This window comes from Pustulibacterium marinum, from assembly GCF_900116665.1.
Taxonomy (GTDB): Bacteria; Bacteroidota; Bacteroidia; order Flavobacteriales; family Flavobacteriaceae; genus Pustulibacterium; species Pustulibacterium marinum.
The window spans coordinates 844,086-864,284 of record NZ_FPBK01000001.1; the positions used below are offsets into that span (position 1 = coordinate 844,086).

The 20,199-nt window shown below is 34.6% G+C and carries 22 protein-coding genes; 10 read left to right on the top strand and 12 right to left on the bottom strand.

The window, feature by feature from the left end; translation table 11 throughout:
• Position 1 precedes the first annotated feature (1 nt).
• Positions 2-391, top strand: coding sequence for a hypothetical protein (locus tag BM383_RS03760; RefSeq protein WP_093023099.1), 390 nt, complete (start codon positions 2-4; stop codon positions 389-391).
• Positions 392-423: 32 nt separating this feature from the next.
• Positions 424-807: an RDD family protein gene (locus tag BM383_RS03765; RefSeq protein ID WP_093023101.1), complete on the top strand. Its 384-nt coding sequence runs from the start codon at positions 424-426 to the stop codon at positions 805-807.
• A 262-nt stretch (positions 808-1,069) separates the two neighbouring features.
• Here BM383_RS03765 and BM383_RS03770 read toward each other — a convergent pair whose 3' ends face one another.
• Complete coding sequence (locus BM383_RS03770) at positions 1,070-2,182, bottom strand: alkene reductase (RefSeq protein ID WP_093023452.1); 1,113 nt, start codon at positions 2,180-2,182, stop codon at positions 1,070-1,072.
• Between the two features lie 138 nt (positions 2,183-2,320).
• Here BM383_RS03770 and BM383_RS03775 point away from each other — a divergent pair, with 138 nt between their 5' ends.
• The 4 genes from BM383_RS03775 to BM383_RS03790 are packed head-to-tail and all read left to right on the top strand — an operon-like array spanning position 2,321 to position 5,861.
• Positions 2,321-3,664 (top strand): FAD-dependent oxidoreductase, encoded by a 1,344-nt coding sequence (locus BM383_RS03775; RefSeq protein WP_093023103.1) that lies wholly within the window; start codon positions 2,321-2,323, stop codon positions 3,662-3,664.
• A 2-nt stretch (positions 3,665-3,666) separates the two neighbouring features.
• Positions 3,667-5,049: an MATE family efflux transporter gene (locus tag BM383_RS03780; protein WP_093023105.1), complete on the top strand. Its 1,383-nt coding sequence runs from the start codon at positions 3,667-3,669 to the stop codon at positions 5,047-5,049.
• A 14-nt stretch (positions 5,050-5,063) separates the two neighbouring features.
• Positions 5,064-5,291: a hypothetical protein gene (locus BM383_RS03785; protein WP_093023108.1), complete on the top strand. Its 228-nt coding sequence runs from the start codon at positions 5,064-5,066 to the stop codon at positions 5,289-5,291.
• Between the two features lie 3 nt (positions 5,292-5,294).
• Entirely contained in the window at positions 5,295-5,861 is a 567-nt protein-coding gene (locus tag BM383_RS03790; RefSeq protein ID WP_093023110.1) for a phosphatase PAP2 family protein, read from the top strand.
• Here BM383_RS03790 and BM383_RS03795 read toward each other — a convergent pair.
• From BM383_RS03795 to BM383_RS03840, 10 genes are all read right to left on the bottom strand, one after another.
• Positions 5,856-6,524 carry a hypothetical protein gene (locus BM383_RS03795; protein ID WP_093023112.1) on the bottom strand — a complete coding sequence of 223 codons (669 nt, stop codon included), beginning with the start codon at positions 6,522-6,524 and terminating at the stop codon, positions 5,856-5,858. The genes BM383_RS03790 and BM383_RS03795 overlap by 6 nt on opposite strands.
• Complete coding sequence (locus BM383_RS03800) at positions 6,517-8,133, bottom strand: ArnT family glycosyltransferase (protein WP_093023114.1); 1,617 nt, start codon at positions 8,131-8,133, stop codon at positions 6,517-6,519. Before BM383_RS03800 ends, BM383_RS03795 begins: the two co-directional genes overlap by 8 nt.
• Entirely contained in the window at positions 8,130-8,753 is a 624-nt protein-coding gene (locus tag BM383_RS03805; RefSeq protein WP_093023116.1) for a lipid-A-disaccharide synthase N-terminal domain-containing protein, read from the bottom strand. Before BM383_RS03805 ends, BM383_RS03800 begins: the two co-directional genes overlap by 4 nt.
• Positions 8,753-9,466, bottom strand: a complete 714-nt coding sequence (locus BM383_RS03810) for a glycosyltransferase family 2 protein (RefSeq protein WP_093023118.1) — start codon at positions 9,464-9,466, stop codon at positions 8,753-8,755. Before BM383_RS03810 ends, BM383_RS03805 begins: the two co-directional genes overlap by 1 nt.
• Before the next feature lie 149 nt (positions 9,467-9,615).
• The gene (locus BM383_RS03815) at positions 9,616-10,029 is read right to left on the bottom strand and encodes an arsenate reductase ArsC (protein ID WP_093023120.1); all 414 of its coding nucleotides are present in this window, start codon (positions 10,027-10,029) and stop codon (positions 9,616-9,618) included.
• A gap of 9 nt (positions 10,030-10,038) precedes the next feature.
• Positions 10,039-11,073 (bottom strand): ACR3 family arsenite efflux transporter, encoded by a 1,035-nt coding sequence (gene arsB / locus BM383_RS03820; protein WP_093023122.1) that lies wholly within the window; start codon positions 11,071-11,073, stop codon positions 10,039-10,041.
• A gap of 1 nt (position 11,074) precedes the next feature.
• Positions 11,075-11,563 (bottom strand): GNAT family N-acetyltransferase, encoded by a 489-nt coding sequence (locus tag BM383_RS03825; protein ID WP_093023124.1) that lies wholly within the window; start codon positions 11,561-11,563, stop codon positions 11,075-11,077.
• A 1-nt stretch (position 11,564) separates the two neighbouring features.
• Positions 11,565-12,029 (bottom strand): DUF6428 family protein, encoded by a 465-nt coding sequence (locus BM383_RS03830; RefSeq protein WP_093023126.1) that lies wholly within the window; start codon positions 12,027-12,029, stop codon positions 11,565-11,567.
• 46 nt (positions 12,030-12,075) lie between these two features.
• Positions 12,076-12,411 carry an ArsR/SmtB family transcription factor gene (locus tag BM383_RS03835; protein WP_093023128.1) on the bottom strand — a complete coding sequence of 112 codons (336 nt, stop codon included), beginning with the start codon at positions 12,409-12,411 and terminating at the stop codon, positions 12,076-12,078.
• Between the two features lie 127 nt (positions 12,412-12,538).
• Positions 12,539-14,932, bottom strand: coding sequence for a TonB-dependent receptor (locus BM383_RS03840; RefSeq protein ID WP_093023130.1), 2,394 nt, complete (start codon positions 14,930-14,932; stop codon positions 12,539-12,541).
• 111 nt (positions 14,933-15,043) lie between these two features.
• On the opposite strand from BM383_RS03840, the gene BM383_RS03845 reads away from it, so the two are divergent.
• On the top strand, positions 15,044-15,400 hold the full coding sequence (locus BM383_RS03845) for a CoA-binding protein (RefSeq protein ID WP_093023132.1): 357 nt from the start codon (positions 15,044-15,046) through the stop codon (positions 15,398-15,400).
• Here BM383_RS03845 and BM383_RS03850 read toward each other — a convergent pair.
• Positions 15,377-16,813: a sodium:solute symporter gene (locus tag BM383_RS03850; RefSeq protein ID WP_093023134.1), complete on the bottom strand. Its 1,437-nt coding sequence runs from the start codon at positions 16,811-16,813 to the stop codon at positions 15,377-15,379. The genes BM383_RS03845 and BM383_RS03850 overlap by 24 nt on opposite strands.
• A 107-nt stretch (positions 16,814-16,920) precedes the next feature.
• On the opposite strand from BM383_RS03850, the gene recR reads away from it, so the two are divergent.
• From recR to BM383_RS03865, 3 genes are all read left to right on the top strand, one after another.
• Positions 16,921-17,541 (top strand): recombination mediator RecR, encoded by a 621-nt coding sequence (gene recR, locus BM383_RS03855; protein ID WP_093023135.1) that lies wholly within the window; start codon positions 16,921-16,923, stop codon positions 17,539-17,541.
• An 8-nt stretch (positions 17,542-17,549) separates the two neighbouring features.
• Positions 17,550-18,698 carry a glycosyltransferase family 2 protein gene (locus BM383_RS03860; RefSeq protein WP_093023137.1) on the top strand — a complete coding sequence of 383 codons (1,149 nt, stop codon included), beginning with the start codon at positions 17,550-17,552 and terminating at the stop codon, positions 18,696-18,698.
• 90 nt (positions 18,699-18,788) lie between these two features.
• Positions 18,789-20,111 carry a dihydrolipoamide acetyltransferase family protein gene (locus BM383_RS03865; protein WP_093023139.1) on the top strand — a complete coding sequence of 441 codons (1,323 nt, stop codon included), beginning with the start codon at positions 18,789-18,791 and terminating at the stop codon, positions 20,109-20,111.
• The last annotated feature ends 88 nt before the right edge of the window (positions 20,112-20,199 follow it).

Genomic DNA, 20,199 nt, shown 5'->3' on the forward strand with positions numbered 1-20,199 from the left:
GATGAAGAAAATTTTCACGATACTTATAGCAGTTATTTTATGGAGTAGCTGTACTTCCGATGATTCCAGTAGCGGTAGAGTTCAAATTCGAGTTTATAATGCGAGTGATTATAATTTTGAAAATGTATACATGAACACAGGAACCGGAGATAAACCTTATGGAGATATTGTTAGCGGAACTTATTCTAGTTATAAAATTCAAAATATAGCATATTCCAATCCAGATGTTGAATTGGTTATAGATGGAGAAACGTATACCATTTCTAACGAAAATGTTGAAGAAGTAGAACCGTTGAGTTCTGGTAATTATACTTTTGAAATTTATGCAACGGATGAAGCTACGCCAGATAGATTGTCTTTTCAATTGGTAGAAGAAGAAGAAGAGTTTTAGTATTTTTATACGCTAATTAACTTTGTGTAAAAATGGATGCTAGTTTATCTTCGAGAATTAAAGCGTTATGCGTAGATCAATGTTTGTTAATAGGAGCAATGTATGCCGTAACCGAAATTCTAGAATCATTTGATGAAGTGCCAAATGAGGTCAGAATATTAGCATTTATTATACTGTTTGTCTTATATGAGCCATTTTTTGTAAGTTTCTATGGAGGGACAATTGGTCATTCATTTGCTAAAATTACAGTTCGAAAAAAGAAAGATACGGATGAAAAAATAAGTTTTTTATCTGCTATGATTCGTTTTTTAATCAAAATGGGGTTGGGTGTTTTTTCTTTTCTCATTCTGTCTAAAAAAAATCCCCAAGCGATTCATGATAAAATAGTAGAATCTCTGGTAGTATATGAAGATTAAAAGCCCCCTTTTGATAAGCTGTTTGAATCCATTCCTTTAAACAACTTTAAAAGCGAAAAAGGGAAGGTGAATCTGAAATCGCTAGATAGTATTCAACTTAAAAACTTAATCAAACTATAAAATAAAATTTAAAATATACCGTTTTGGTATATAGTTTGATGCCTTTTGTATTGAACGCGTTTTCAGAATCTATTCATCCAATAAATAAACAAGACAGCCTGAAGAAATTGAAAAGTCTTCAGGCTGTTATTTTTTAATGTTCTTAGGCTTCCATGGTTTCAGCATACGTTGGGTAGTCGGTATAACCTTTGCTACCAGTGTCACTATAGAACGTATCTTCGTCCCAAGCTGCTAATGGTGCGTTGAGTGCAAATCGTTTCGGTAAATCAGGATTTGAAATAAATAATTTTCCGTAAGCTACTAAATCAGCATTACCATCTTCAAGTACTTTATTTCCTTTTTCTTGGTCAAAATTGCTATTGATAATAAGCGTTCCATTGTACAACGGTCTGTAATGTTCAGCGATATTGGAAACCAAATAGTCTATTTCAGAAACATCTGTAAAAGGTTCTGAAAGGTGTAAATATGCTAAATCGTAATTATTCAGTTTTTGAACAATGTAGTCAAAAGTTGGAATAGTTTCTTCATCTGCTTCCATTCCAAAAACACCGTTTAGAGAAGGGTTTAAACGAACTCCAATTCTGTTTTCCGGGAAAACTTCTTTTACTTCATCCAATACTTCAAACAGTAATCTAGCTTTATTTTCTATGCTTCCGCCATAATCGTCGGTACGGTTGTTTGAAGAATTATTAAAAAATTGATGAAATAAATAACCGTTAGACGAATGAATTTCTACACCATCAAATCCTGCTTCTTTTGCATTGATAGCAGCGTTCTTAAAGTCTTGAATTGTTTCTTTAATTTCCTCCAAACTCATAGCTTTTGGTGTCACGGTTTCTTTAAAACCTTCGGGCGTATATGATTTAGAATTTGGATTTACGGCACTAGAAGAAAGAGGTAATTCACCGTTGTGAAAATCTGGGTGAGACATTCTACCTACATGCCATAATTGAATAAATATTTTTCCTTCTGCTTTGTGAACTGCATCGGTAACATTTTTCCATCCGGCAACTTGTGCTTTGGAGTATATTCCTGGCGTATTAATGTACCCAACGGCGCGTTTAGAAACTTGACTTCCTTCAGAAATAATCAAACCTGCTCCTGCTCGTTGCGTGTAATATTCAGTATGTAATTCTGTAGGTTTGTGAGCTTCGTTACTTGCTCTAGATCTCGTCATTGGAGCCATTACCACTCGGTTTTTAAGTGTAAGGTCTCCCATTACATAACTTTCTAATAAGGGCTGTTCTGTTTTCATATGTTTCATTTTTTTCAAATTTAAAAAATGAACTAGCTGATTTCCGTTAAGGTTATACTAAACTCTAGGGGTAAACTCTTAAGCCAATGGTAATAATTCCGTAACTTTGCCACTTTTATTATTCAGAAAATTGTGCGCATGCAAACACCCAAGAATATTGCGGTAGTAGGAAGTGGTTTAGTAGGATCTTTACTGGCTATTTATCTAGTTAAAAGAGGTCATAAAGTAGATGTTTACGATAGAAGATCTGACATTCGAAAGATTGAATTTTCCGGCCGTTCCATCAACTTAGCAATGTCGGTTCGTGGTTGGCATGCTTTAGATGAAGTTGGAGTAGGTGATGCAATTCGTAAAATTGCGATTCCATTGTACAAGCGAGCAATTCATACGCTCGATAAACCTATGTATTTTCAACCTTATGGGAAAGAAAATGAAGCCATTTACTCCATTTCTCGTGGTGCACTGAATAAGATGATGATTGACCTTGCCGAAGAAGCTGGAGCAACTTTTATTTTTGATCAAAAAATTTGGGATGTAGATTTAGCAGAAGCAACGTTGTACGCCGGTAGTGCTGATAAAAGTGAACGAAAAGCGTATAAATACGACTTAGTTTTTGGAGCAGATGGAGCTTTTTCGAGAGTTCGCCATAAGATGCAGCGTAGAAGTATGTTCAATTATAGTCAGGAATTTTTAGAAACGGGTTATAAAGAATTAACGATTCCGGCAAATGAAGATGGAAGTCATAAACTAGATAAAAATTCATTTCATATTTGGCCACGCGGAGAGTTTATGTTCATAGCCATGCCAAATACAGATGGTAGTTTTACCTGCACACTCTTTATGCCTTACAAAGGAATCAATTCTTTTGAGGCCTTAGATACCGAAGAAAAAGTACACGCATTTTTTGAGGAGCATTTTCCGGTGATTTTAGAAGATATCCCCAATTTGGTAAAAGACTTTTTTAATCATCCTACTAGTTCTTTGGTGACTATAAAATGTTTTCCTTGGACGTATTGGGATAAAGTGGCTTTAATTGGAGATGCAGCCCATGCCATAGTTCCATTTTATGGACAAGGAATGAATGTAGGTTTTGAAGATATTACAGAACTGGATGGTTTAATAGATCAATTTGGAGATGATTGGGAAGCTATTTTCAATGCTTATGAAACTTCCAGAAAGCCAAATGCAGATGCCATTGCAGAGCTTAGCTTTAGAAATTTCATGGAAATGAGTACTAAAACGGCAGATGCTAGTTTTATTCTTCGTAAAAAAATTGAAGCTAAATTTTTTAATGAATATCCAGATCAATGGGTGCCACTTTACAGTAGAGTCACTTTTTCGAGAAAACCATATGCCGAAGCGTTGGAACAAGGTGATAAGCAAAGAGCAATTATGGATGAGGTGATGAAAATGCCAAATATTCATGATAATTGGGAGTCTGAAGCGGTAACGCAAAGAATTTTAGAATTACTTTCTGCATAACTATGTTACTTTCTGCATATACAAAAGAATTTCGATACAATTTGAAGCTTTCCTATCCTGTGATTTTAGGAATGGTAGGCCATAGTCTTATTGGTTTGTTCGATAATATAATGGTTGGCCAATTGGGTACAGCCGAGTTGGCAGCTGTTTCATTGGGTAATAGTTTTGTATTTATAGCCATGTCTTTGGGTATTGGCTTTTCTACGGCAATTACACCATTGGTTGCAGAGGCTGATGGAGAAAATAATAAGGCAAACGTAAAAGCCGCACTAAAACATGGTTTAGTGCTTTGTACTATTTTAGGAATAGCGTTGTTTGGTATTTTATTATTTGCAAAACCACTTATGTACTTAATGAAACAGCCCGATGAGGTGGTTGAACTTGCTCAGCCATATTTGGATATGGTTGCGTTTTCATTAATTCCTTTGATCATTTTTCAGGCGTTTAAGCAATTTGCAGACGGACTTTCCGAAACCCGCTATGCTATGTATGCAACGTTCTTAGCGGTATTTTTAAATATTTTAATCAATTACCTATTGATTTTTGGAATTTGGGTTTTTCCTGAAATGGGTATCATGGGAGCTTCTATAGGTACGCTGCTTTCGCGAATTGCTATGGTTGTTTTTATGTGGTGGCTCTTGCAACACAAACAAAAATTTCATGATTATGTAACGCATTATAATTTCAAAGATCTGCATGCTACGGTGATCAAAAAAATTATGAAGCTTGGTTTTCCTTCGGCATTACAAATGTTTTTTGAAGTAGCCATTTTTACAGCTGCTATTTGGTTGAGTGGGGTTTTGGGTAAAAATCCGCAAGCGGCGAATCAAATCGCATTAAACTTATCAAGCATGACGTTTATGGTGGCAACAGGATTAAGTGTTGCAGCCATGATTCGTGTAGGGAATCAAAAAGGCAAGCAAGCCTATTTAGAGTTGAGAAGAATTGCAAAATCGGTTTTTCTTCTTGCTTTTGTGCTCTCTGTTGGTTTTGCGCTATTTTTCTTTTTGTTCAGAAATGAGTTGCCAAAACTATATCTAGATCAAAATGATTTGAAGAATTTAAAAGATAATACCGAGGTACTTTCCATAGCTTCTCAGTTACTTTTAGTAGCCTCTATTTTTCAAATTACAGATGCATTACAAGTAGTAGCACTAGGCGCATTGAGAGGTTTACAAGATGTAGCTGTACCAACATATATTACCATGGTTTCATACTGGTTCATAGGTTTTCCTATATCCTTTTATTTTGGATTGTATACCGATTTTGGAAGTCAAGGAATTTGGTTTGGCTTACTTGCCGGACTCTCTAGTGCTGCGTTATTTTTGTATCTTCGCTTCAATTATAGTTCAAATAAATTAATACAAACGCAAACAACTGCGTAACAAGATAAATACTTATGGAAATTCCAAAATTTTTAATGGCGGATAACACAGATTGTCCTGATGCTAACTTTGTAATTCATACCGATTTTCCTCGTTTTATAATCGATTTAGTTTCAGATGAAATTGAATGGTTAGAAGATATAGATCAGTCTGATAAAGCAGATTTAGAAGCTGAACTTCCTAGTTTAATAGAGCAAGCAAGCGAGTTTTTTGATCGTGAAGTTGCGCGTTACGAAGAGTAATCTATGAACGAAATTGTCCACGCAGATCAGCAATTATTTTTATTTCTGAACAATCTAGGAACTACCACTTTTGATAGTTTTTGGATGTTCATAACAAATAAATGGAGTTCTATTCCTTTATATGCCTTGTTACTTGTTTTATGTTTTGTAAAGCTAGGTTGGAAACGAACGTTGTTGGTTTTGGTGATGGTGGCTTTGATGATCGCAGGAACAGATCAATTAGCCAATGCTTTTAAATATGGAGTTGAGCGTTTGCGTCCTTGTCATACCGAAAGTTTACTAGATCAAATGCGCTTGGTAAAACCATATTGTGGTGGTCAATATGGATACTTTTCTGCTCATGCAGCAAGTTCTATGGCAGTGGCGGTTTTCTTTGGAAAACTCTTTAAACCTTATTTAAAATGGATGTTGCCTTTGCTTCTTTTATGGTCTATAACAGTAGGTTACAGTAGAATTTATATTGGAGTTCACTTCCCGCTAGACGTGCTAACGGGATATTTCTTCGGAACTCTTATAGCATTACTAATTTCAGTATTGAACAAAAAATTAGTTCTTCGTTTTAAATTATGATTTTGAATAGATCTCTTTATTGAAAGGATTTAAAAAGATCAAAAAGAATATCAGTGAGAAATCTAATTCATACACTTCCCATTTTCTATGGTGAGGAATAATTAATACTAGCAAGGTACAAACAATAAATGCAATTGTGTGATGCCAATACACTACAGGAACAGCAAATTTATCCAATAGGTTTTTAGCCCATTTCTTCTTTCTATACAGTACGGGTACAATTAAAAGATATACTACAATTACAAGTGTAAGTAGCTGACTGAAAATAATTTTATTTAGTTTTTTACCGCCAACTTCAAGATTGTGAAGATTCATTTCTTTTTGTCGATTGTGTTCCATGAAATATTCGCCCGTTTGAATATCAAAAATTCTCTGTCCCCATGAAATTTCCTCTCCTGCGGCAAAGAAGAATAAAATAGCAAACATGACTAGGCCAAACTTCCATGTAAGCGATTTATTCTTGTGGTATTTTATCAAATAAACAATTGATAAAATACTTGTACAGAAAAGCATTACAGCAGTTCCATATTCAACAGGTCCGTCTTCTACAATAAAACCATGTTCAAAAAAGTCCATGTTTGTAAATGCAAAGAAATAGCTTAGAGCAAATACAATAGCTAAAAGTAAAAAACCTCTTTTTTCTGTTCTTGTTATGTTATTCATTTTCTTTATAAAGTTTGTAATGATAACTCATCAATCTATCTCTCTTTTTCTTACCCATGTTCAAATCGATAGTGGTGAGTTTTATAATTTTAAAATAGGGATCAAATTTATGAATAAATTCATCAACTTCTTCCGGAGCTACAAAAACATCAAACGTTTCTTCTGCAGGAAATGTTGTAGTCAATTTTTCTTTTGCTTGAAGTTGCGGCGCTACGCTATGTGCTTGCCATAAAATTTCGGGAGATACATTTCCGTAGATGTATGTTTTTTCATTATAATCTTCTGAAATTCTGTTGTAATCTATATTCATATTGAAGTTTTCCGCTAATGGAAATCCAAAAGTCATTACTACAACTTCAAAACCAACACAAAGTAATGTTGCTTTCAAAAAGTTTTTTTTCCGAATATTTCTGAACAAAATTATGCCTACAAAGAAACATCCAATTGCTGTGAGCGAAAACCAAATCCAATTGATTTCTTGTCCTTGAATGAGAAAGTAAACAGCTGCAAGCGGAATTAGCGATGAAATAATGGCAATTAAATAGAAATGAATATAAGCAGGAATGGTAATCAGTTTTGGTAATTTCGCTTTTCCTAGTTTAAAAATTACTTCTAGATACATGGCTATATTGATGCTTAAGGGAATCAATACAGGCATTAAATAACGAGATTTTTTCTCCGGAATTATAGATAATAAAACTACCACTGCTAGTGTCCAAATCCATGAGAATTTATACAATTTTGGATAGGAACTGTATTTTTTAATAATTGGATACAACAAACTGAAAAATGCCGGAATCGTCCATAAACCACTTTGGGTAAAGAAACTCCAGTAGTAATAAAAAGGTCGTACGTTATAGCTACTCCAATTTCCTGTTTCTTCTTCTGCTATTTTTGTAAATGTTTCAGGATCTGCAATTTTTACATAAATAAACCACCAACCTCCTAAGATTACAGTAATCAAAAGGAAAACGGTCAAAGCCCACCATTTTGTTTTGAAGTTTTCAAACTTATAAGTAAATGCATAAGCGATTATAAAGGGTAAAAACAAAGCATATAAAGAAACCGGGCCTTTGCTCAACAAAGAAGCAGCAGCACCAAGACCACCTAGTAAAATCCATTTCCATTGAAACGTAGTTTTGTTGAAAAATTGAAATAAGAAATATATTCCCCAAAGCATAAAGCCATGTGTATAGATATCTGTTGGTGCTTCCTTTTGAATTCCGATGACATAAAACGATGAAGCCATGATCAGCGAAGAAACAATACCAAGAATTGTGTTTTTACTAATGGATTGTACCAATTTAAAACATCCTAAAACGGCAAAAGTAGCCATCAATGCAGTAGGTAATCTATAGGCAATAATATTGTTCAACCCCAAAACTGAGGCAAAAGGTGTGGCAATCCAAGAAGGTAAAGGTGGTTTTTGGTATCTTGGAATGTTGTTCATGGTAGTAAGTAACCAATGACCTTCCGTGAGCATTTCTCTAGAAACAATAAAATTACGGGCTTCCATAATACTTGCGTCAATAAACCCAAGATGACTGGCAAACAGCAGCAAACAAGTAATGGAGACAAATGCAATTGGATATTTTTCTAGAATTTTCATGCTTTTTCCTTTTTTAAAATCATGATGTTTCTAACATACGAAATTGAACCCATACAATGTCCAGCGAAAAGTACCGGGTCTTTTCTTAAAACAGCATAAAGCAATATAAGAAGAGAACCTGTAAGACTTAAAACCCAAAAACCTAATGGTAAAACGGATTGTTTTATTCTTTCAGAATAGATCCACTGATACACAAAACGTAGGGTGAAAATTATTTGAGCAATACTACCTAATAGCAATAACCATGTTGGTATAGCATCGTTCTTGAATAAATTTTCAACATCGTAGGTGTTGTTGTTATACGAATAGATGACGATCGCAAGCGGAAAAAACCAAAGAAAATATCTAACAACTGCAGGTAGTTTTTTCCAATCTCCTTGTAGCTGAATATTTCTGATATAGATGAAATAAGTGAGCGTTTGGCCAAGCATTATGGCAAAATCATCACGCAAATATCCATATATAAAAAGTAAAAAAGAAGCGGCTAAACTGAGTTGCCAAAATAACTTTGGCGTAAGTACTTTTTTTTGTTTTTCAGAAAGAATCCATTGCATGATCAATCTTCCCGAAAAGAGAATTTGTGCCAAAAATCCTATTGCATAAATGATCCAGTTTTGCATTAACCTCTTTTGGCAATTGTATAATTAATGTATTTTTTCTTCATCCAAAGATATGCGAAGCAGTCCATCAAAGGACCTAATAGGCGATTCCAAACTCCAAATTTTGCAACTCCTGCAATACGAGGAAAATGCTGAACAGGAATTTGAATTACTTTTCCATTTTGAAGTAAGATCATTGCCGGTAAAAAACGGTGTAATCCTTTAAACATAGGGATACGTTTAGCATAATCTGTTTTTATAACTTTTAGAGGACAACCAGTATCGTCCATTCCATCGTGTGTGAAAGCTCTTCGAATTCCGTTTGCAATTTTAGAACTCATGTTCTTTACAAATTTATCTTTTCTGTTAGCACGAACTCCGGTAACCAAATCATATTCGCCAATTTTTTCGAGTAACAAATTAAAGTCGGCTGGAGCGGTTTGCAAATCAGAATCTATATAACCTACCAAAGGAGTTTCTACAGCATCAAAACCAGCTTTTATAGCGGCGCTAAGACCTCTGTTTTCCTGAAATAAGATGTATGAAAAAGCTGTGTTTCTTGCACAAATTTCTTCAATAAGCTGCTGGCTTTTGTCTTTAGAACCATCGTTTACTAAAAGAACTTTAGTTTTTTTGGTAGCCATTTCGAGGTAATGAGACATTTCTTTTTCAAGTCTCAAAAGGTTGTCTTCTTCGTTATAAATTGGTACTACAATCGTAAATTCGAACTCCATAGGTTGTAAAAATATGGTGCAAAGGTATTCTTTTTACAGAAAAATTAATGCTATTGTATCTGAATTGATCAATTGAAGTTGCAAGCTAGTTTGAAGAAGTAGTAAAGAACGTTTTTCTCATAAGAAAGGAAAACGCTCTTTGATCTTGATTACAACTTTTTAGCAACAAATTTTTCGCAGTACGTTTTGATCTCATTGCGAGTATTTCTGAAAGCTTCGATCAGCTCTTTTGCTTTTCCCGAAGCTTTTGAAGGATCTGTGAAATTATGGTGTAGTTTTTCGGTTTTTCCAGTGAAAATTGGACAACTTTCATTGGCATGGTCACAAACCGTAAGCACATAATCAAAAGTGATATCAGCATACTCATCTACATGATTAGAGGTGTGTTTGCTTATATCAATTCCGTCTTCAGACATAATGCCAACAGCAAATGGATTTAATCCGTGGATTTCTACACCAGCGCTATAAATGGTTGCTTTTTCGCCTGCAAATTTTTTTAAATATCCGTGAGCCATTTGGCTACGACAAGAGTTTCCTGTACAAAGAACAAGTATGTTTTTCATTTGTTTACATTAAGATGGTTTGTAATATTTCTTTTTGAGCCAAAAGGCTACTTTTACTAATAAGATTAAGGCAGGAACTTCTACCAAAGGACCAATGACTCCTGCAAAAGCTTGGCCGCTATTCAAACCGAAAATGGCAATCGCAACGGCAATAGCAAGTTCAAAATTGTTTCCGGCAGCCGTGAAAGAAATGGCTGTGTTTTCTTCATAAGAAGCACCAAATATTTTTGACAGTATAAATCCTGAAAAAAACATGAGCGCAAAATAAATTACCAACGGTATAGCAATTTTTAAAACATCGAAAGGAATGGCTACAATGTAATCTCCTTTCAACGAGAACATCAAAACAATGGTGAAAAGCAAGGCAATAAGCGTAAGTTTTCCAATCTTTGGGATGTACTTTTCAGTATACCATTTTTCTCCTTTTAGTTTTACTAAGATTGTTCTTGAAAGTATACCTAGTAAAAACGGGATTCCTAAATAAATGGCAACGCTTTCTGCAATGGTAGCAATAGAAATGTTTACGATTGCTCCTTCAAAACCAAAAACGGGAAGTAATTTGGTAATGAATAACCAGGCGTAGAAACTGTAGCCAAAAACTTGGAAAATACTATTCAGTGCTACAAGACCTGCTCCATATTCTGCACTTCCTTCTGCAAGATCATTCCAAACCAAAACCATGGCAATACAGCGCGCTACTCCAATGAGAATAACACCAATCATATAATCAGGTTCGTTGGGTAGAAATATTATCGCCAAGAAAAACATTAAAATAGGACCAATAATCCAGTTTAAAAGTAACGAGATCGATAGAATCTTTACATTTTTGAAAACAGTGGGTAACAATTTATAATTCACTTTTGCCAGTGGAGGATACATCATAACAATGAGTCCAACAGCAATGGGAATGTTTGTAGAGCCGAAGCTCATACCATTTATAATCTCTGGAATGTCTTTTACAAAATAGCCAAGAGCAACACCAATTACCATGGCTAGAAATATCCAAAGTGTAAGATAGCTATCTAGAAAGCTTAATTTTTTCATATCAAATTCCTATTGTTTTACTTCTTCTTTCTAATAAAGTATTGTCTTTCCAATTTCCATGTAAACAGCCAATTTTTTCTCGAATGCCAACAATTCTAAAGCCATGTTTTTGATGCAACTGAATGCTTTTGGTATTGTCTGAAAAAATGTTCGCCTGGAGTGTCCAAATTCCATTTGCTTCACTTAAGTTGATAAGCTTTTCTAATAATTTGGATCCGAATCCTTTTCCTTGAAATTCAGTTCGGATGTAAATGCTAACTTCAGCTACTCCTTTGTATACATATCTGGAAGAAGTAGGAGAGAGAGCAGCCCAACCAACTAGTTTTTCGTTTTCTTCTAAACCTATAACACTAAAAGGATGAAACTTTTGATTCCATTTTTCCCAGGAAGGAACTTCTGTTTCAAATGTAGCCATGCCAGTTTCAATTCCTTCCTTGTAGGCTGAAAGTGCTTCGTGAAAATTAGCTTTATGGATTTTTAGAAATTGCATGTTAACAACAGCCAGAACCTGGAGTGCAGGTTGAGTTTTGTAATTCAGATAACTTTACTTTTGGTTTTTCAGTATGAATTCCACATTTGTCTTTTGCTAAGCAATTGGTAGTTTTAGAAGTGAGAAGAAAGTGAGAACCGTTAAAGTCTAAATCATATTTACCAATGGTTGCTCCTTGATATTCTACTTCAATCTCTGAATTGGGTAATGCAAGTTCTTTTTCAGAAAGTTCAAGAATAGCTACCAGTTTTTCTGGGTGAAGTCTATGATCATAATCGTTTTCTTCCCAAAGTTGAAGACTGATAACTTCTTCATTTCTTTTTGTGCCGCCACAGTCAATAAATTTTTTGGTAACTAAACCAACTTCCGTTACGTGAAAATGACTTGGAACCAAATTTCCGTCTGGCAATTCAAAAGCAATGCGCTCTAGGTTTGCTAAGTGTGATTTTAATTCTGATAATTTCATGATAGTTGTATTATTGTAATATTACGATGATATGTGTCAAATTTTTTTAGCAACATTTAGTGTTCTTTACTTTCGGTAAAGTGTCAAAAAAGGAAGCAAATTGCTTTTGATATGCTTGCCAATTGGCGGTATCTATACAATAGCAAATACTTGTGCCTTCAATATTTCCTTTGATAATTCCAATGTTTTTCAACTCTTTTAAATGTTGACTTATGGTGGGTTGTGCAAGGCCAATTTCTTCAACCAAATCACCACAAATACATGCATTTACTTTGATTAAATGCTGAATAATGGCAATGCGAGCAGGATGTCCCAGAACTTTAGCTATGGAAGCCAGTTTGTTTTGCTCTTCAGTAAATATTTCTGATTTGGTAATTCCCATCGTTTAAATTTATTTATTGCAATATTACGATTAATTAGGTTTGTAACAAAAAAAGCCGAAGAAATTTTCTTCGGCTTTCAATTCTGCAACGGACTTGGAAAGAACGTTTTTGTAGCTATACAATAATTTAAAAGATGCCGCTGCTTCCTTGTTTTTCGTTATTATCTCTATTTTTTCTTCGTAAAGCACGGTTTTTTCCACTTCCAAAACGGTACGAAACTCCTGCATACACAGACTGACTTTCCCAATTGAATTCTCCCGTTTGCGGATAAGGTCTGCTCGCATCAAAGGCAAATCTCATTGTATTGAAAACATCATTGAAATTTAGGCTAAAAGTACCTTTACCTTCCGCAAAACTGTACCTTGCTCCAGAGTTGATAAAGTACATTGCTTTAGGTTCAAACTGTAAACCTTTGTTGGGGCCTCTGTAAAATGCAAAGATAGAGAATGTAAGTTTTTTAGTGACGGTTAGGTTGTTATTTAAACGTAAATTGAATGCATTATTATTAACTTCAACGTACTCTGTTCCTACAAGACCTTTCTGTTCTTGACTGAAAAAATCTAAACTAGCATTGAGATTCCACCAATTAAGTGGTTTGTAATTGCTTGAAATTTCTATTCCATAAGAATTGTTATCATCAAAATTATCGAAGGTTAATATTTGTCGGTTTTCATCAAGCGGATCTATCAAAACAGCTCTGTTGATTACATCGTTTATTTGGCGGTAAAAAATACCTCCGGTAATACTTCCGGCTTTTAATCTTCTGGTGTAATTAAGGTCTATGGAATTGGTGAATTGTGGTTTCAATTCTGGATTTCCATAGGATGAAATTCTTGGAGTACTCCATTCTCTAATTGGGTTTACCTGTTGTAAACCTGGTCTGTCTACTCTTCGGCTAAAGCTAACTTGGTAGGTGTTTTTGTCTGATGGTTTATAACTCACAAATGCCGAAGGGTAAATTTGAGTGTACTTATCTGTAAAAGCTCTAACGGTGTTGGTGTCTGCCTTTACCGAAACATTTTCAACCCGTGCCCCAGCTTGGTAAGACCATTTTTCAAAATTTTGACCGTACGTAATATAGCCTGAATAAATATCCATTTTATAATTGAAAATGGTGCTAGGTGTTGGAGCAAGTTCTCCGTTGGCGTTATAAGAAAACCCAGTAGAATTGTAGTCTACATTGGTTTCGTAAAGTCGGGCTTCTGTACCCAATTCTAGCTTTGTTTTCTCGTTCAGCGGATTTACGTAATCTAGGTTTATTGTAGTTTGATCTCTTTCTGTAGTAACAAAATCTTCATAATTGGGTATGCCACTTTCGCCGGTAAATACAAAATCTGCATTTTCATCGCTGGAAAAATCATTGTAATCTATTTCCAATTCTAGATTATGGCCTTCTTTTTTAAAGTTGTGTTTAAAATCAAAATTATATTGTCCGCTATTATTGTTGTTATCATTAAAAAAGCTCTGACTATAATTGTTAGCAGCATCATTGTAATACAACAGTTGAGTGTTTCCGTTTCCTTTTCCATCAAAAATATTCTGATTTGTGAAAAATGAAATCGTATTGTTGTCATTAAGGTAAAAGTCGAGTCCGGCTTTGAAAAGATGAGATGTGTTATCATTTAAAAAGTCGAAAAACTGTTCAGAGTTTTCATCGATTCTATAGATATGGCCGTTGTTCACATATTTTCCAAAGTTGCTTCCGTAATTTCCATAAAGATTGAATTTTCCGTTTCTATAATTCAAATCAATATTTCCATTGAATTTTGTTTTTATGGCTTGTGTAACTCCTGCATTAATAGTTCCGTTAAAACCAATATTTGCGTTTTTATGAAGTACAATATTGATGATTCCGCTCATTCCTTCCGGATTATATTTTGCAGACGGATTTGTAATCAATTCAATAGATTTGATTGCAGATGAAGGTAATTGTTTGAGCAACTGCGCCACCGGAATATTAGAAAGTTTTCCGTCTACCATTACACGTACGTTTTGGTTTCCACGAAGCGATAAATTTCCATCCTGATCTAAATTTACAGACGGAATATTATTCATGATATCTGCTGCAGAAGCTCCGGCAGTAGTTAGGTCTTTTCCAATGTTTACCACTTTTCTATCTATCTTTTGCTCAATAGTAGAACGTTCAGCAACCAATTCTACATCGTCTAATTGTGTAACGTTTTCAACTAGAGATATGGTTCCGAATTGTATGTTTCTATTTCCTTTTGAAATGGAAAAATCTTTGGTAAATGTACTGTAGCCTACAAATTGAACTTCCAAGAAGTATTGATTGTCTTCTAAATTTTTAATTTGAAATGTTCCGTTTTCATCGGTTACAACTCCAGTCACTGTTGTATCATCGCTTTTGAGTTTGATGGTAACCGATGCATATGGAATAGGTTGTTGTAACTCTTTGTCTATGACTGTTCCTGTTACACCTCCTAAATTTTCTATAGTAAGGGCTTGTGCCTGTTGCAAGAAAAGCATCAGGAATGCTAAAAAAAAGCTAAATCGCTTCATAACGTATGTTCGTTTTTTGATTGATGATGATTTAAATCTTATCTTTCATAAGATTCACAAAAAAGACGCAGCAGGTAAAATACTGTTACAGTCTTTAACAAAATTTAACAAATGAAAACATTAGTTATTGGCGCATCAGAGAAGAGAGATAGATATAGCAATATAGCTATCAATAAGTTATTGGATGCAGGGCATGAAGTGGTGGCTATAGGAACAAAACCTGGCGAAGTTCGTGGAGTTTCTTTTGCAACCGAGAAAGAAGATTTTCAAGAGGTAAATACAGTGACATTATATATTAATCCCATGATTCAAGAGGCTTATTACAGCTATATTTTAAAATTGAATCCTGAGCGTGTTATTTTCAATCCGGGAACGGAAAATCCTGAATTTATGAAACTATTACGCGATCATGGAATTGAATCACAAGTTGCTTGTACGCTGGTTTTACTTTCTACGAATCAATATTGAAAGTCCCAGAAAAGTAATGATCCCGTTGATAATTAAAATGGCATAACCGAGATTAAAACCTACCGTAGAACATTGCCAATCAATGATGTACGAAATTACAGGTGCTAAAATAGCTACTACCGGAACCCATTTATCTTTCAGTTTTGCTTTGGTAAACAATCCAAAACTAAATAACCCTAAAAGCGGACCATACGTATAACCTGCAAATTTGAAGAGTTTGGCAATCACGCTTGCGTCTTGAATCAAGTATTTAAAACTGATGATCACCAAGAGTAAAATGAATGAAATAAATACGTGTACACGTTTTCTAATTTTTACTTGATCTTCTGGTTTGTATTTTAATTCAATATCTAAAATATCAACACTAAAACTTGTGGTTAATGAAGTCAGTGCACTATCTGCACTACTATAAGCAGAGGCAATAAGTCCTATAAAGAAGAATACAAAAACCACACTGCCAAGATTGTTTTGCGCAATGGTAGGGAACAAGTCATCTTTGTGCGCATTAATTCCGTTAGCAGCTGCAAAATCAGTGAGTAATAATCCTAAAGAAAGGAAGATGAAGTTAACTATGATGAAACTTAAGGAAAGCCAAAACATATTTTTTTGAGCATCTTTTAAGGATCTACATGTTAAGTTTTTTTGCATCATATCTTGGTCAAGCCCTGTCATAACAATGGTGATAAACGCACCAGATAAAAATTGTTTCCAGAAGTAATTTCCACTCTTTGGATCATCAAAAAAGAAAACTTGAGAAAGTTCACTTTCTTGTATGTAACTCACCAAGCCAACATCGCTAATTCCTAAATCATTATAAACTGTAACTATGGCAACGCCAAGTGCTATAAGCATGAATAAGGTTTGAAGTGTATCAGTCCAAACAATGGTTTTAATTCCGCTTTTAAATGTATAGAGCCAAATAAGAAGAATGGTTATTGTTACCGTAACTGAAAACGGAACTCCCATACTTTCAAAAACTACTAGTTGCAAAACATTCGCTACCAAAAAAAGTCTAAAACTAGCACCAACAATTCTTGAAAGTAAAAAGAAACTAGCGCCTGTTTTGTACGTTACTTTTCCAAAGCGTTGTTCCAGATAAGTGTATATAGAAGTAAGGTTGAGTTTGTAGTAAAGTGGCAACAATACTTTTATGATGACCAAGTATCCCAAAACATACCCAAAAACCATTTGCATGTAACTAAATTTACTTGCCTCGACCCAACCGGGAACCGAAATAAATGTAACTCCAGATAAAGAAGCTCCAAGCATTCCAAACGCAACTACGTACCAAGGAGATTGTTTGTTAGCTCTAAAAAAAGTTTCGTTGTTACTCTCTTTTCCGGTGAAATATGAAACCAGAATCAGCATTCCAAAATAGGCTGCAATAATGAGAAGAATATATGATGCTTGCATTGCTGTGCGTTAAAAGAACAAATAACCAATATAAAATATCAATATGCAAATTCTAAAATTTACAGGAAATAAATCTAGAACATTTTAAAAATTGTACCTTTGCGGCAATGGATTTTTCTTCTAAATTACTTGAAAATGCCGTCGAAGAGATGTCGCAATTACCGGGAATAGGTAAGCGTACAGCTTTGCGTTTGGTACTTCATCTATTGAAACAGCCTGAAAATCAAACTGAAAAATTAGTTTCGGCATTGCATAATATGCGATCAGATGTTAAGTTTTGCAAGAAATGTTTCAATATTTCCGATACAGATATATGTGAGATCTGCGCAAATCCAAAACGAGAAGAGAACGTTGTTTGTGTAGTGGAAGATATAAGAGATGTAATGGCTATAGAAGCTACAAGTCAATACAAAGGGTTGTATCATGTTTTAGGAGGTAAAATTTCTCCAATAGATGGTATTGGTCCGGGAGATCTACAAATTCATTCATTGGTAGAGCGTGTGAAAAGTGGAGAAGTAAAAGAGTTGATCTTTGCTTTGAGTAGTACTATGGAAGGCGATACTACCAATTTCTATATTTATAAACAGATAGAAGGGTTTGCTGTTGAAACCTCTACCATTGCACGCGGTATTGCAGTTGGCGGAGAGTTGGAATACGCAGACGAAGTAACATTAGGTAGAAGTATTGTGAATAGAATACCTTTTGAAAAATCCCTGAAAAATTCATAACCACATCAATGAAACTATCTGTTGTTATTCTAAACTATAACGTTCGGTACTTTTTAGAACTTTGCTTACAATCGGTAACTAAAGCTACTTCTCATTTAGATGCTGAAATTATTGTGGTAGATAATGCATCTGAAGATGAGAGCGTATCAATGGTTCAGCAAAAATATCCCAATGTGAAATTAATAGCCAACAAAGAGAATACGGGGTTTCCAAAAGGAAATAACATGGGCGTTGCTATTGCAGAAGGTGAATATGTTTGCATTTTGAATCCAGATACAGTAGTTGCAGAAGATACTTTTGATAAATTCTTAGATTTTGTAAAGGATAAAGAAAAATTAGGAATTGTTGGCCCTAAACTAATTGACGGTTCCGGTAGATTTTTGCCGGAGAGCAAGCGAGGGATTCCTACTCCTTGGGTTGCTTTTACCAAGTTTTTAGAATTATATAGATACGCTCCAAAATGGTTTGGGAAATACTATTATATGCAACTTGATAAAGATCAAGTTGGAGAAGTGGAGATTCTTGTTGGAGCATTTATGTTCATGAAGAGAAATTTGTATGTAGAATTAGGAGGTTTTGACGAAGGATGTTTTATGTATTCAGACGATTTAGATATCTCATATGAAAGCATGAAAACGGGTTATACAAATTATTATTTCCCAAAAACAAATGTGATTCATTACAAAGGTGAAAGTACCAACAAAGATGAAACGTTTTTAAGAAGATTTCGAGAAGCGATGAACTTCTTTTATAGAAAGCATTTTCGGGTAAATATTCTTTTCGATTTGATGATGCGTTTAGGAGCTTCCACTTTTAGTTTGATGAAACTTTTGAAAATGAAACAACATTCCAGTGTTCATTTCAACCCTGAAAAATACTTGTTGGTTAGTGATGATATTTCACTAGCTGAAAAAATAAAAGAAAGCACCAAGAAAGAAGTTGAGCTGGTGACAGTGAGCGAAATACAAAAGATGATTTCTAAAAATAAACAAATAGAAGTTATTTTTGATGTAAATTTCTTATGTTACAAACAGATTATTCAATATTTCACCATGCTTAGTGGTCGAGGTTTTACCTATAAAATGATTCCAAAAGGAACTAACTATATGGTAGGGAGTAATTTTAGCGATGCAAAGGGAGAGGTGATTTTCTTTTAACGTAAATTTATTAACAACTAATCAGAAAGCTTGTGATATTTTAATTAATTTCGCAACAACTTAAATAAAAAACATCATTCAATTATAAAAATGGCAAAATTTGAACTGAAATTACCTAAAATGGGAGAAAGTGTTGCAGAAGCTACGGTAACTTCCTGGTTAAAAGAAGTTGGAGACACTATTGAAGCAGATGAAGCTATCGTGGAAGTAGCTACAGATAAAGTAGATTCCGAAGTTCCTAGTGAAGTAGATGGCGTTTTGGTAGAGAAATTTTTTGAAGCAAATGATGTAGTAAAAGTAGGTGAAGTACTTGGGATAATAGAAATTGAAGGTGATGGTGAAAACGCGGCTACAAGAACAGAGCAAGTTGCAGTAGAGGAAAACCAAGAAGAGCCAGAAGAAGTAGCTGCTTTAGAAGCTTCTTTCGCGTCGGCAAAAGAAAGCATTCAAGTACCAACAGAAGATTTTTCGGAAACCGAAAGATTCTATTCTCCTTTAGTTAAAAATATAGCGAAGGAAGAAGGTATTTCGTTATCAGAATTAGAGCAAGTAAACGGAACAGGTAAAGATGGTCGTGTAACCAAAAATGACATCTTAGAATATCTAGAGAACAAGAAAAATGGAGTCGTAGAGCAAAAGCCTGTTCAAAAAGAAACTCCGGTGGCGCCTATTTCAAAATCCGTTGCGCCAAAATCTGTAAACGGAGATTCGGAAGTTGTAGAGATGAGCAGAATGGGTAAAATCATTGCGGATCATATGAAGGAGAGTTTACAAACATCGGCTCATGTTCAAAGTTTTATTGAAGTAGACGTTACCAATATCTGGAACTGGAGAAACAAACATAAAGATGCTTTTCAAAAGCGTGAAGGTGAAAAATTAACGTTTACACCAATCTTTATGGAAGCCATTGCCAAAGCCTTGAAAGATTTTCCAATGATGAATATTTCTATGGATGGTGACAAAATCATCAAGCATAAGAATGTGAATCTAGGTATGGCAGCAGCATTGCCAGACGGTAATCTAATTGTGCCGGTAATCAAGAATGCAGATCAACTAAATATGGTTGGTATGGCCAAAGTGGTAAATGATTTGGCAGACAGAGCTCGTAAAAATCAGTTAAAACCAGATGAAATTAAAGACGGAACATACACTGTAACCAATATTGGTATGTTTGGCGCTGTAATGGGAACGCCAATCATCAACCAGCCACAAGTAGGTATTTTAGCGTTAGGAGCTATTCGTAAAGTTCCAGCGGTTATCGAAACTAAGGATGGAGACTTTATTGGAATTCGAATGAAAATGTTCTTGTCGCACAGTTATGATCATCGTGTAGTAAACGGAGCTTTAGGAAGTCAGTTTGCGAAAGCTGTAGCAGATAATTTGGAGAATTTTGATCCAAATCGCGAAGTATAAAATTTAGAATTAATCAATATACCAATGATTAAGGTGAATTATCTAAAAGTTTTTACTTTGCGGGTAGTTTACCTTAATTTGTTTATAA